The 13,268-nt window shown below is 63.1% G+C and carries 7 protein-coding genes and 1 tRNA gene; 2 read left to right on the top strand and 6 right to left on the bottom strand.

Translation table 11 applies throughout. The features are described from left to right. Positions 1–109: 109 nt before the first annotated feature. Positions 110–183 (top strand) — tRNA-Pro (locus tag EHS19_RS06420). A 135-nt stretch (positions 184–318) separates the two neighbouring features. Next, complete coding sequence (locus EHS19_RS06415; protein ID WP_151916957.1) at positions 319–1,506, top strand: MFS transporter; 1,188 nt, start codon at positions 319–321, stop codon at positions 1,504–1,506. Between the two features lie 29 nt (positions 1,507–1,535). On the opposite strand, the gene EHS19_RS06410 is transcribed toward EHS19_RS06415, so the two are convergent. The 6 genes from EHS19_RS06410 to EHS19_RS06385 form a co-directional block, all read right to left on the bottom strand. Beyond that, complete coding sequence (locus tag EHS19_RS06410) at positions 1,536–2,840, bottom strand: class I SAM-dependent methyltransferase (RefSeq protein WP_151916956.1); 1,305 nt, start codon at positions 2,838–2,840, stop codon at positions 1,536–1,538. Between the two features lie 225 nt (positions 2,841–3,065). Next, entirely contained in the window at positions 3,066–7,220 is a 4,155-nt protein-coding gene (locus tag EHS19_RS06405; RefSeq protein WP_151916955.1) for a DEAD/DEAH box helicase, read from the bottom strand. 126 nt (positions 7,221–7,346) lie between these two features. After that, the gene (locus tag EHS19_RS06400) at positions 7,347–8,549 is read right to left on the bottom strand and encodes a toxic anion resistance protein (protein ID WP_241677125.1); all 1,203 of its coding nucleotides are present in this window, start codon (positions 8,547–8,549) and stop codon (positions 7,347–7,349) included. 1 nt (position 8,550) lies between these two features. Beyond that, positions 8,551–9,636 (bottom strand): substrate-binding domain-containing protein, encoded by a 1,086-nt coding sequence (locus EHS19_RS06395; RefSeq protein WP_151916954.1) that lies wholly within the window; start codon positions 9,634–9,636, stop codon positions 8,551–8,553. Then, positions 9,633–10,382 carry a 5-bromo-4-chloroindolyl phosphate hydrolysis family protein gene (locus tag EHS19_RS10775; protein ID WP_206666330.1) on the bottom strand — a complete coding sequence of 250 codons (750 nt, stop codon included), beginning with the start codon at positions 10,380–10,382 and terminating at the stop codon, positions 9,633–9,635. Before EHS19_RS10775 ends, EHS19_RS06395 begins: the two co-directional genes overlap by 4 nt. Then, positions 10,382–12,178: a substrate-binding and VWA domain-containing protein gene (locus tag EHS19_RS06385; RefSeq protein ID WP_241677124.1), complete on the bottom strand. Its 1,797-nt coding sequence runs from the start codon at positions 12,176–12,178 to the stop codon at positions 10,382–10,384. The genes EHS19_RS10775 and EHS19_RS06385 overlap by 1 nt, the downstream gene beginning before the upstream one ends. Between the last annotated feature and the right edge of the window lie 1,090 nt (positions 12,179–13,268).

Raw genomic sequence — 13,268 nt, 5'->3', positions numbered from 1 at the left:
TATACCACGCGTGCGCGAAATACGTCAACAACATATCCGCCACACACCCACGACACGCCGAAACTTGACTCGCCAACTGTACGTTGTAATATAGCGGGCGTTGCCAAAACGGGCTGTAGCGCAGCTTGGTAGCGCGCTTCGTTCGGGACGAAGAGGCCGCGGGTTCAAATCCCGCCAGCCCGACGCATCAACGACAAGGGAATCACTGATAGCTCAGTGGTTCCCTTTTCTTTGTCCCCACATCAATCACAAGCCCGCAAACCCATCACCAACCAAGCAGCCACAAGCAGCCACAAGCAGCCACAAGAAGGAACCGTCATGAAGAAAAGCCTGATCGCCCTCGCATTCGGCGCATTCGCGCTTGGCGCCGCCGAATTCGTGATGATGGGCATTCTGCCGCAGACCGCCGCCGCCATGCAGGTGGACATCCCAACCGCAGGCCATTTCATCTCCTCCTATGCGATCGGCGTGTGCTTCGGCACGCTGATGCTCGTCTTCGGCCGCCGCATACCGCCGAAGCGGCTGATCATCCTGTTCATGGTGATCACCATGGTCGGCAACCTCCTCTCCGCGGTTTCGCTGAACGCATCCATGCTGATCATCGCGCGATTCATCTCGGGTCTGCCGCACGGCGCGTTCTTCGGCACCGCCACGCTGATCGCCAAGACGGTGGCCGACAAGGGCAAGGAGGCGCAGGCCGTGTCGGTGATGGTCACCGGGCAGACGCTGGCCAACATGCTCGGCGTCGGCATCGGCACGCTGATGGCCGAATCCGTTTCGTGGCGGCTTACATTCGCATTGCTTGCCGCATGGGCCGCCGCAACGATACTGCTCTCGCTGGCATGGATTCCCGAGGTCGCCGCAGTCAAGGACGTCGGTCTCGCCGGCCAGTTCCGATTCCTTACCAAGCCCGGCCCGTGGGTGATTCTGGGGGCCGTGTTCACCGGCAATGCGGGCGTGTTCTGCTGGTGGAGCTACGTGTCGCCGTGGCTGCAGCACGTAGGCGGCTACGCTGCCGACATCGTGCCGTTCATGATGATGCTCGCCGGATTCGGCATGGTGGTCGGCGGCATCGTCGGCGGCCAGATCACCGATCATTGGCGGCATGCCGGCACCGCCGCCGTCGGGCAGATGCTGTCCGGCATCGGTCTGCTGCTTGTCTTTCTGGTGCCCGGCTCGTATGTCAGCTGCGCGCTGTTCACCTTCTGGATCGCGTTCGGCCTGTTCTTCATCTCCACGCCGCAGCAGCTGCTGATGGTCGAGGCCGGCAAGGGCGGCGGCGAACTGCTCGCCGGTGCCGCCGTTCAGGTGGCGTTCAATTTCGGCAATGCGGTCGGTTCGATCGTCGGCGGCGCGATGCTCAGTCTGTCGAATATGAACTATCACTTCACCGCGCTTGGCGGACTGCCGCTGGCGGTGGTCTCGGTGGCGCTGTTGGCGATCTATTCGATGCGCCACGAGACCAATACCGATGCGATCGAGCGCATGCGCGAAATCGCCGTGTGAGCGGGCACGCGATCAGACCGACTGTGCGATCAGGCCTTCCACCACGGGCGCAGCGGATACCAGTCGCCCATCGGGTGACCCACGCGGTCGGGACGCACGGCGAGGAACTGGTGAATCTGAATGCCGTCAAGCTCGAAGTTGAGCGAGCAGGCGGCCATGTACAGGCCCCAGACCTTGGCACGCTCGAATCCGACCTGCTTGACGGCGTCGTCCCAGTGCTCGGAAAGGTTGCGGTTCCAATGATGCAGCGTCAGCGCGTAGTGCTGGCGCAGATTCTCCTGATGCACGACGTTGAAGCCGGCATCATGGATGCATGATTCGATGAAGCCCGGCGTGCCGAGGTCGCCGTCGGGGAAGATGTAGCGGTCGAGGAACTCGTCGGTGCCCGGCTTGCCGTTGGGCTTGTCGTGGCTGATGGTGATCTGATGGTTGAGGAGTCGGCCCATCGGCTTGAGCAGACGGAACATCTCCTCGAAATAGCGCTGGTAGTTCTTCACGCCGACGTGCTCCATCATGCCGATCGAGCAGATGCCGTCGAAGTCGCTTTCCGGCACCTCGCGATAGTCCTGCACGCGCACCTCGGCGAGATCGGACAGCCCTTCGCGCGCGATCCACTCGTTCGCATACTCGGCCTGCTCCTTGGACAACGTGACGCCGAGCGCCTTGATGCCGCGACGGGCGGCGGTGATGACCATCGATCCCCAGCCGCAGCCGATGTCAAGCAGCCGCTGACCGGGCTCAAGACCCAGCTTGTCGAGGATGAGCCGCAGCTTGTTGGCCTGCGCGTCCTCAAGGCTCATCGACGGATCGTCGAACACCGCGCAGGTGTAGGTCATCGAGGGGCCGAGAAAGTCGGCGTAGAACTCGTTGGACATGTCGTAGTGGAAGCTCACGGTTTGGGAATCCGCCTTCTCCGTGTGCGGCAGCAGACCGCGCTTGATGCGGTCGAATTTGCTTGGCCCCTCGGTGGCCGGCACAGGCGGACGACGCAATCCGTGGCTGAACACGCCGGAGGCGACCTTGGCGACGGCCAGCGGCCTGATCGGCTTGACGTAGGGCGCGATGGCGAGCAGCTGACGCATCTGCGGGTACGGATCGGCGTAGTCGATGCCGTCGAAGTCGATGTCGCCAAGCACGTAGGCTCGCACCGCGCCGATCTCATTGGGTTGGGTCAACAGCTGATAGACGGCATCCGGACGCACAACCCGCACGCGCAGGTCGGCGGACGGCTCGCCGAACGTCGATCCGTCGAACGCCTTGACATAGATGGGCGCTTCCGGTTTGATGAATTGACCGATCATCTCACTTACGGTCATGGATTTGCCGAATCCCATAATCGCCTCTTTCCCCAACAATTGCGAAACGACAATGCATGCCTCACGCGGCACGGCCGTCGCGCGAGGCGATCACCGCCAGTGTAGTCCCGTCATGGCGATTTCGCCCACAGCCGCCCACAACGCAGTCAGATGGTCGCCGGCAACGCAGCGCAGCCGGCTATGCAGCACAGCCGGCAACGCAGCATGGCCGACCACACAGCACAAGTCAGTCACACAGCACAGTCAGCCAAGCAGCGCAAGCAGATCGTCGCGCGTCAGCGAGGCGATCGAATGGCCGGTCGCAGAGGCCGCGTCGACGAACCGCGATGCGAGATCTGTCTTCGACTGCTGCAGTCGCAGAATGCGCTCCTCGATCGTGTCCTTGGCGACGATCTGATAGACGTTCACATCGCGCGTCTGGCCGATGCGGTGCGCACGATCGGTCGCCTGATTCTGAGCGGCGGCGTTCCACCACGGGTCGGCGTGGACCACCACGTTCGCTCCGGTGAGGTTGAGTCCGGTGTTGCCCGCCTTGAGCGAGATGAGGAAGACCGGCGTGTCGCCGGCGTTGAAGCGATCGACCAGTTCCAGACGCTTCTTCTTCGGCGTGGCGCCGGTGATCGTATAGTAGTCGACGTCGTCCGCGCGCAGCCGCTCGGCGATCAGATCGAGATAGCTGGTGAACTGGGAGAAGATCAGCATTCTGCTGCCGGCGTCGATGCAGCTGGCGACCAGCTCCTCGATGGCGTCGAGTTTGGCCGACGAGGGGCGTCTTCCCGGCTTTCCGGATTGTTTCACGGGTTGTTTCACAGCTGATTTGGCTGATGCCGCTGATTTGGCTGATGCTGCCGAGCTGGCCGCATCGCGCGCATCGCGCGCATCGTCGTCGCCTTGGACGTTCGCGTACAGCAGCCGTGGATCGCAGCAGACCTCGCGAAGACGGGTCAGCTGGGCGAGCACCTGTATCTTGCCCATCGCGAACTCGTCGTCCCTCTGCCGGTTGATCGACGCCCGCAGCTGCTGCTCAAGGGCCGCATACAGGCGACGCTGTTCGCCGGCGAGCTGCACGGTGATGACGTTTTCGATCTTGTCCGGCAGCTCCTTGAGCACGTCCTTCTTGAGACGCCTGAGGATGAACGGGCCGACCAGCGCCTTGAGCCGCGACTGCACATCCTCGTCACCGGAGAGGATCGGACGCTCGAAACGTTCGGAGAACCGTCGGTACGAGCCGAGCATGCCGGGCATGAGAAAGTCGAAGATGCTCCACAATTCGGCCAGACGGTTTTCGATCGGCGTGCCGGTGAGCGCGAAATGATGCCGTGCCGCGATGAGGCGAACGGCCTTCGATGCCTTGGTGGCGGCGTTTTTGATGTATTGCGCCTCGTCGAGCGTCACGCAGTAGAACTCGATGCCGTCGTAGTTCTCGATGTCGCGGCGCAGCAGATCATACGAGGTGATGAGCACGTCGGGGATGACGGTCGGCGGTTCGCTTGCTCCGGCAGCATCATCCACGCCGGCAGCATCATCCACGACAGCAGCATCATCCACGACAGCAGCGCCACGCACCCCGTCGAGCATCGCCTTGCGTTCGGCGGCGGAACCGGCCACGACCCCTACGTTGAGCGATGGCGCGAACTTCGCGCATTCCGCCGACCAGTTGTAGACCAGCGATGCCGGGCAGACGATCAGGGTCGGACCGACCCTGCGCTGTTCGTCGCGTTTGGCGACCAGCAGCGACAACAGCTGGACCGTCTTGCCCAGACCCATCTCGTCGGCGAGAATGCCGCCGAAGTTCTTGTCGCAAATGGCGTTGAGCCAGCGGAATCCCTCGACCTGATAGGGACGCAGCACATGCTTGAGCGATTCGGGCACGACGTAGGCGGTCGGGTCGATGACGCGCGTCGCTTCGAGATAGCGTCTGAACGCGACATCCTTGTAGCCGTCGTCAACCTCATGGTCGAGATAGTAGGCATCCCACGACGGCACGTCCACCGACCCGTCCTCAAGACGCTCCATGTCGATGCCCAGATCGTCGGCGATCCGGCTGACCGCGGAGACGTCCACATCGGCCATATCGACGAACGCGCCGCTGCGCAGCCTGTGGAAGCGCCGACGATGCCGGTAGCTGGACAGCAGGGCCGGCACGTCCTTGGGATCGATCTCGTCGGCGATCGGCGAGATCTCCACCAGATCGGACTTCATCGACAAGCCGACGCGAATGACCGGTCGCGGCGCCGCGCTCAGCCCGTCGAACGCGGGCGTGGCATAGACCTCGCCCACGCTGCGCAGCACGGACAGCCCCTCGCGCAGCAGATTCCACACCGCATCCTCGTCCGTCTCATCGATCGCAGCGACCGTGCCCTCGCTTGGACGCGGGAAATAATGCGACACCGCCTCGACGGCAAGACGCTCCAACGCCTTGTCGCGTTCGACGGGCTCGTGCGCGCCGATGCCGGCGAACACCTCGAAGGACCGATCACCGTATCGCGCCCTCGCATCGCAGGTCACCAGACCGTCGGATCGGTCAAGATAGAAGCCGATGCTGCAGGGCACGCGCATCAGTCCCTCAAGCGAATCGGGAATCTCGATATCGAGACCGCCGCCGGTCTCGCCTGAGGGTGCCGCCGGCGCGTCTGCATTGCCGCCGTCTGCACCGTCGGATGCAGCATCGTTCGGCACCGCACCGCCATCGGCTGCACCGCCGAACGCGCCGCCATCCGCACCCGCATCACCATGCGCCGCCCCGGCAGCCATCCGGCGCAATGCGGGCAGCACGGTCTGAGCGAACGAACTCGCGTCCGCACCCGACAGAAACATGCCGTCGCCGCCATCGCCGCACAGCATGCGCAACAGCCGGCCGTTGCGCACCAATGCAGCGTCGCAGCGACACAGCATGCCGCGTTCGGCCGGTTTCGGATTCGCAGGGCTCCTCGACGGCACCACCAGCACATACGACGACTGGCGACCGGCGGCGAGCGCGACGATGCTCAATCGGTGCTCGATGCGGTATCCGTCCTGAAACGGGGTGATGCGTATGCCCAGATCCGGATTGCCGTCGACCACCGTCGTCGGCACGGTGTCGGTGGTGTAGCTGCCCGGCACGGCGATGTTGAGCGGCACGCCGGAATCGACATACAGATCGAACAGCTCCACCGCCTCGTCGTCGGTCAAGGTGAGCTGCCCGACCTGGGACTTGGGGCGATAGTACTGGTAGCGGTAGGTGTCGGAATAGTCGGAGGCGACCGAACGCCGGATGCGCATCGCCCGGTCGAGAATATCGAGCAGTCCTTGGGAACGCTTGTCGAACGCGTCCGATTCGTGGATGAACGCGAGCTTCTTGCCGTAGGCATGGAACGACCCCGCGCGCACGAGGGATGCCAGATCGCCGAGATCCTTGACGACGTAGGTCGCCGAACGACTCGGACAGCTGATGCGCAGCCTGAGCTGCCATCCGGTGCCGTTGCCGAAGCATTGCAGTTGCGGCTGAAGCACGATGCTTCCCGGCGGCACGATTCCCGCCGCGCCGGCGTTGCCGACATTGTCGATGCCGCCCGCGTTGCCCACGTTGCCGCCGCGGCCGCCTGTCGCGGCATCGTCGGCGGCCGACAGCCCGCTGATGCGCCGCAGCAGCCCCACCTGACGCTGCTGATCGCGCTGACGAATGCGTTCGGTCTCCTGCTGCATGAACACGGCCAGCGGATACGACGTCCGCTGCTTGGCCGACTTGGATTTGGCACCCTTGCGACGGCCTGACGCACCGGCACCGGTCTGCGGTCGGGACTGCCACGTCGTGCGCTGCACGAGGGAATCATCGCTGGATCTCGTCTGGTGGAACAGCTCGGGCGATTCGTTGTACATGCGCGCGAGCGCCACGACGTGCTTGCAGCACAATGCGCCGTACCGGCCGAACGCCGGGCAGCTGCAGTGGGATTTGACCAGTCCGCCCGACGATTCGTCGATGAGCGCGGACACCTCGTAGTCGTCCCCGAATCCGTCCGCCGCTCGACTCGACCCCGACAGCACCAGATAGTCGCCGATGTCGGTGGCGGCCAGCCCGGAGAGCCGATGGCCGAAGATCACCTCGTTCGCACGATAGTAGGCGTAGCCGGAGGCGCGACGCAGATCGTCCTCGTCGATGGTGACGACATGCCCGTAGATTCTGCCGTCCACGCCGGCCGCGTCGTCCGAAAAATCCGGATAATCCGAACTATCCGAATAATCCCGGGAATCGACGCCGGGGTAGCCCGAGCCGGACGAGCCCGAGGTATACGAGCCATAGGAACCCGAGCCGTACGAGCCGTACGATCCGGGACCATCGGAACCGCCGAATCCGCCGGAATCACCGCCGAATGAGTCGTCTCCCGCGCGAGATCCGTATACCGACGCATGCCAGTCCATCGCCACCACCTTGCCTCGACGCGGTGCAAGCCCGCATACCGCTGCGCATACCGATCGACCTTAACACAAGTCGCACATCGCGGCATGCGCCGAAGGCACCCGCGCGAAAGCGTCAGCGCAATGCCGTCAGCGCATCTGCTGGGCGTTGTCGATGAGCGCGTTCTTGAGATCGGCCTCGATCTGGCGCATCTTGACCTCGGCGGCCTCGCGGTTGGCCTTGCCCTCCTTTTGGATCTGCACGGTCTCGCGCAGCGTCGAAATCAGCTCGCTGTTGACCTTCTCCAGCGTCTCCGTGTCGATGACCGCACGCTGGTTGGCGCGTTCGGCGTCCACGGCACCCTGATGCAGGGCGCGCGCGTTCTGGGCGAGCATGCGGTTGGTCACGTCGTCGGCCTGCTTCTGCAGGTCAAGCGCCTTGCGCTGGTTCTCCAGGCCGAGCGCGATCACCATCTGCGACTTCCACACGGGAATCGTCGTGGAGATCGTCGTGTCGATCTTGTCGACGATGGTCTGATCGGCGTTCTGGATGATCTTGATCTGCGGCGCGGTCTGCAGCGCCACCACCGACACGCGGTCGAGATCGTCGAGCCGCTTGGCGAACCGGTCGAGCTTGGCCTTGAAATCGGTGAGGATCTGCGCCTGCATCGGATCGCTGGAGGCCTGCGCCTGGGCTTCGAGCCTGGGCAGCTGGTCGCGGTTGAAGTCGCGCAGGGCGGTCTTGCCGGCGAGCACGTACATCTTGAGCTGACGGTACTGTTCGGCGTTCTGCTGGTACATGGTGTCGTACAGGGAGATGTCGGCGACCAGACGGGTCTGCTGCGCCTCCAGCTTGCCGACGATCTCGTCGATCTGCGACGACACCTTCTGATACCGGCGACGCAGCTTGTCGGCGCCGCCCAGCAGATTGCCCAGAATCGGCACCTTGCGGATCGCGCCCAGATCGGCGTCATCGACGGTGGTCAGCAGATTCTGCAGCAGTTCGCCGGCCTGACCGGTGTCCTTGGACTGCACTTTGGCAAGAATGTCGTCGGCAAAGCTCGACGTGGACCGCTGCGCATCCTTGGCGTATGACGATTCGATGCCCTTCTTCGTGAAGTCGATGCCGTCGGCCAGCTGCATGATGCGGGCGCGATCCGCATCGGGAAGGTTGGCGATCTGCGCGTCGAGCTGCGCCTCGGGCGTCAGCTGGGCGTGATTCGCCTCCAGCACGTTGCCGGTGCCGTTGAGATCGTTAAGCGTCAGCGCCTGCGACTCATCCGCGGTCGCGGTCGCCGGGGCCGCCGCGTCGGATCCTTTGGTCAGGTCGGCGAGGGATATTTCCTTGGCCATGTCATTGTCCTTTCGATAGCAGGGTGATCAACGCGTTCATCGCGTCGTTGCCGGGCAGTTCCGATACGGCACTGATCGATTCGAGCGTGCCTGGCACTTTGAACCGTGAGATGCTGGACGTGCCGTTGAAGTTCGCCGCCCGGAATCCGTGGCGCTCCCATGCGAGCTTCTGCACGTCGCCGCCTTTGAGCAGCTTGAGCAGCTTTTCGCCGTTGTCGTCGGTGGGGATGAACACATGGGTGGACCATACGGTCGGCGTCGGGTAGACGATCACGACGTCGTCCTTGACCTGGTTCCACGCGTCGGGATCGTTGACGGCAAGATCGAGGATCTGGCTTTCGTAGCCGACCATCAGCGGCTTGGAGCCGACGCCGAGGTTGAGGAACTGGTTGAACGAATCCTCGGAACTGGTCTCCATCCAGCCTGATTTCGAGAAGATCGCGCTGATCTTGTCGCCGTCGCGGCTGATCGACGCGGTCGTCGCCGGACGGCCGCCGTTGAGGACGGTGGCGATGAGGGCGGCGTATTCGTTGCCGGAATTCGATTTGACCGGATCGGTCGAATCGATGCGGAACTGGCCGTATCCCGACGTCCAGCCGACATCGGCCCACGTCTTGTCGGCGATCATCGCATCGACCGCCTTGGCCATGTCCATGCGATACACGCCGTCCGTCCTGCTCATCAGCCCGGATTTGACGAGCGCCTCGGCCACCGGCTTGTGCGTGTACAGCACGATCGGCGAATTGAATACGATATCACCGCGCGAAGTGTCCACGCCCTTCGCCTTGCCGTATTCCACGGCGGCGCGCGACGAGGGGAACAGATAGTCCATGCCCTTGCGGTCGGCATCCATCATGGCCAGCGAGCCGGCCTTGCGGTAATCGACCTTCAGCCCCTGCGCCTCGGCGAGTTTGTCGAACTGCTCGTCGTCGAACAGCGAGATCTTCTCGCCGCCCAGATATCCGTTGACCGTGGTGAGCTCAACCGGCTTCGGCTGCGACTGACGCCATACGATGATGCCGCCGAACACCAGAAACACCAGTAGAAGCGTCACGAGTCCGGCGACTTTGGCTTTCGTGAATCTCATTGCCTCTCCCCTCGTCGCCCGGTCGTGTCGGCCGGGTCAGTTGCGCCAGATGCGCCGGCAGCGTCAGATGCGCCGGTCGCGCCGTCGGCTTCAGCCGTACCGGCAACGTCGGCAGCGCCGTCCGCCGACGCGGCGGCATCCAGATCGTATCCGTCCATGCTGGCCAGCCGCACGATCGCATCGGAATCCGCCGACAACGCGAGCGTCTTGGCCTCCACCGCGCGGCGCAGTTCGCCGGCGGCCGTGGTCTCCAACGCCTGAAGCGCCTCGATGGCCTCGGTGCGCGCCCTGGCTATCTGCGACGGCACGCCGGAGCGCTCCACGTCGAGATAGCCCTTGATCAGGCTTTCGGTCTGCTCGCCATACACGTTGATGTAGTGGCTGAGCGTCGGATAGGAATGCGGATCGGTGTTCACGTATCGGATCAGCGCCTCGGTGGCCGCAATGAAGTCGGCGGCCTCCTTGTTGACCCGCCCATCGATCACTCTGGCGGACAGCGCGCGAATCGACTTCAGCCTCGCGTTCGCCGCATCGATCGCAGCCAGCGCCTTGTCGCCATCCGGCACCAGATCAGCGGTCATATCGCCGATCTTGCGCGGCCGTTCGGCGATCAGCGACACGCCCACATAGCCGCCCACCGCAACCACGGCACCGACCGCCAATCCCAGCAGCCCGCCATGCAGCAGCGCGAACGCGGCGCCGCCGAGCAGCAGCCCGGCAATGAAACCCAATATCAACGACACCATCAGTTGTAGCCCTTCACCTGACGGAACACGGATGCAAGATCGCCGTTGCGCCCGTCGAACACCTTCGCATTCGACAGCGTGGCGATCTCCTTGAGCTGAGTCGGGTCGGCGTCGCCGAACATGATCGAGAAGATCGGATACTGCCTGGACGCGGACCGGTAGTTGTCGTTGAACGTGGACTGATCGTCGGTCAGCGACTGACCGTCGGTCATCAGCACGATGGCGGTGGTGTACTTCGACGGATCGGACGGCATGTTGCTCTCCAGCGCCTTGTCGAGACCGTCGTAGATGTTGGTGCCGCCGCTGGCATCCAACGATTCGGCCTGCGCGAGCAGATCGGACGTGTCGGTGCCGGTGGCCCTGATCGCGCTCATCGCCTCCGAATTGAACGGAATGAGGATGTTGACGTCCTCATCGCCCGGTTCGATCATCGACTTCGCCGCTTCGGCGGGGTCGAGCGCCGACTTGAGGCCGTTGACCACGCCATTCTTGCCGGCGCCGAACATGGAGCCGGAATAATCGACCACCCACACCGTCCAGCTGGGCTTGCGCAGATCGCGCTGGTAGACGTCCAGCGCCTCGCTGATCACGCTCGCCGAGGGCAGCGCGATGGTCTTGAGCGCGTCGGCGCTGGTGTTGATGCCCCATTCGGCGCGGAACGCGTCCTTGACCTTGGCGTCCGACGCATAGGCGAGGCGGCCTCCAAGACCGGTGCGCCGACCGGCCTGCTCGAACAAAAGCTTGCCGTCCTTCGACGTGAGCGCCTTGACGAAGTCACGATACGCGCTTTCGCTGTTCTGCCCGCGGTCGACGTAGCCGATCGGCGAATCGCTGACCGCGATGCCGTCCGATGGGTAGATCGCCAGCAGCGGGTCCTTACCCGCCTTGGTGAGCTCAAGGTCGGCGGCGATCACCAGCGATTCGTAGTTGACCATCGAATCGAAACGATCCGGGTTGGCGACGACCATGTCCTTGAGCCAATCGGAGCTGCCCGAACTGCGATCGACGCCGCTCAGCAGCGTTTTGGCGGATTCCTGCAGTTTCGCATCCTTGAGCGTGGCGGAGGTGAGCGCCTCGTTCTTGCCGCTGAGCGCGGTGAGGAACGCGAGGTAGGCGGAAGCGCCGGAATTGGATTGGGTGGCACTGGTCATCGAAAACGTCAGTTTGCCGGCGCTCACCGCATCGATGAGATCCTTGGTGCTGACCGGCTTCGTGGTGCCGTCGTCGGACGCCCAGCCGAGCGAGACCGCCTTGGATTTGGCGATGCCGAAGACGATCGGCGTGGTGGAGGTGCTCTGCTGGTCCTTGACGATATGCTTCGTGTCGCCCATCGAGATCCACATGGAGCTGGCCGGCCACACAGCATCGTACTGGTCGCCGCCGCGCTTGAGGGTGCTCATGATGTCGAGCGAACCCATGTAGTCGAGCGTGACCGTGACGCCGGAGTCTTCGGCGGCCTTCTGCACGGCCGACGCGACCTCGCGGTTCTCCGAGCCGGAGGCGATGGTCAGCTTGCCGGAGGACTTGCCGGACTTCGGAGTGAAGGTCTGCGTCTTCGAGGAGTCGCCGGATTCGTTCGCTGAGTCCGAGCCGTTTCCGGACGAGCAGCCCGCGAGAGCGAGCGCCATTGCGGTGGTCGCGGCCACGACGGCTGCGAGGCGTGTGATCGCGCGGCGCAGCGGCGTTGGCGATGGATGCTGCTGGTGTTGCTGACGTTGGCGTTGCTGCCATGCCGGCCGCTGGTTCGGATCGTCTGATTGATCGGACTCGCCGAGTTTCGTTATCGCCCGGGTCATTTCTGTACCCCTCTCCGCGCGCCGCGCTGACCGTCTGCGTGTCGGATGCCATTGCGAGGCAGTTGTCAGCGGTTGCGTCAACGGCAGACGACACGTCTGTGTAGTGTCATTGTCCCGCGAGAAACAGACAATGACAACCCCGTTTTCCCTTGGAAAACTTGGGTTGCGAGGGGTTGAACATGGGATGAATGGGGAATGAATTCCAAGTGTGCAATCGGTGAGTGATCGATGTCGCAATCGATGCGCAATCAGCATTGCGATCGAGGTTGCAATCGATGCGCAGAGCGCATGCGACTGCACATGTCGCCTGCGCTCACGCTGTGACAGCACACGCCGCCCAGTGATTTGCCTTGCTCATGATTGAGGATTTCAGCCCCTGCATCCAGTCGGCTTCATAGCCGGTCGGCTCTGCACTGCTCTGTCCCTTGAGATCGGCCCATCCTTCTCATCCCCCTGTAGTCATCGTGTGCATGGCACGTGCATAACGGGGTATGATGGGGCCCTCCCGGACGTGTCGGGCCGTTGATTGTGTGCACGGAACGTACATAAGGCGCTGCTGATCGTGTGCACGGAACGTACATCTACGCGATCGTGTGCATACGACGTACACGAAGCGCGCGTTTCGCGCCTCTACACATCCGTTCCATGCACACGATGCATCCGACGACATACATCCTGTGCACACGATGGCCACGGATAGTCCACGCGGCATACATCCCATGCACACGATGGGGAAAAGCACGATGAAAGTCACGGTGAAAGACACATCGAGGTGTTCTCCAGTGATCGAAATTCGGGAATCGAGGCCACTTCTCCCGAATTTCGATCACTGCCGGCCGCTCAGCGAACAACATTCGGGAGCAATGGGCCATATTCCCGAATAATGATCACTGACACAATCCCAGCGAACGAAATTCGGGAGATAGCCGTTCTTCTCCCGAATTGTGATCGCCGAGACGGTCTGCCGAGACGGTCCCAGTGAGCGTAATTCGCCGGCGTGTCGAAGTGTATATATATTTCCTGACTTGGTTGGTAGTGCCCGGATTCTTGCGCACTTTGGTCTTCGCCCGGCTCTGCGACGATGATCAGT

Source organism: Bifidobacterium jacchi, assembly GCF_009078285.1.
Lineage (GTDB): Bacteria > Actinomycetota > Actinomycetes > Actinomycetales > Bifidobacteriaceae > Bifidobacterium > Bifidobacterium jacchi.
Note: the sequence above shows the minus strand (reverse complement) of the source record. Positions and strands in the feature narration are given on the sequence as shown.

What these genes read in the sequence shown, in the direction of transcription:
- EHS19_RS10775 (WP_206666330.1), bottom strand. Translation starts at nt 10,382, where the DNA reads ATGGTGTCGTTGATATTGGGTTTCATTGCCGGGCTGCTGCTCGGCGGC.
- EHS19_RS06395 (WP_151916954.1), bottom strand. Translation starts at nt 9,636, where the DNA reads ATGAGATTCACGAAAGCCAAAGTCGCCGGACTCGTGACGCTTCTACTG.
- EHS19_RS06385 (WP_241677124.1), bottom strand. Translation starts at nt 12,178, where the DNA reads ATGACCCGGGCGATAACGAAACTCGGCGAGTCCGATCAATCAGACGAT.
- EHS19_RS06415 (WP_151916957.1), top strand. Translation starts at nt 319, where the DNA reads ATGAAGAAAAGCCTGATCGCCCTCGCATTCGGCGCATTCGCGCTTGGC.
- EHS19_RS06410 (WP_151916956.1), bottom strand. Translation starts at nt 2,840, where the DNA reads ATGGGATTCGGCAAATCCATGACCGTAAGTGAGATGATCGGTCAATTC.
- EHS19_RS06405 (WP_151916955.1), bottom strand. Translation starts at nt 7,220, where the DNA reads ATGGACTGGCATGCGTCGGTATACGGATCTCGCGCGGGAGACGACTCA.
- EHS19_RS06400 (WP_241677125.1), bottom strand. Translation starts at nt 8,549, where the DNA reads ATGGCCAAGGAAATATCCCTCGCCGACCTGACCAAAGGATCCGACGCG.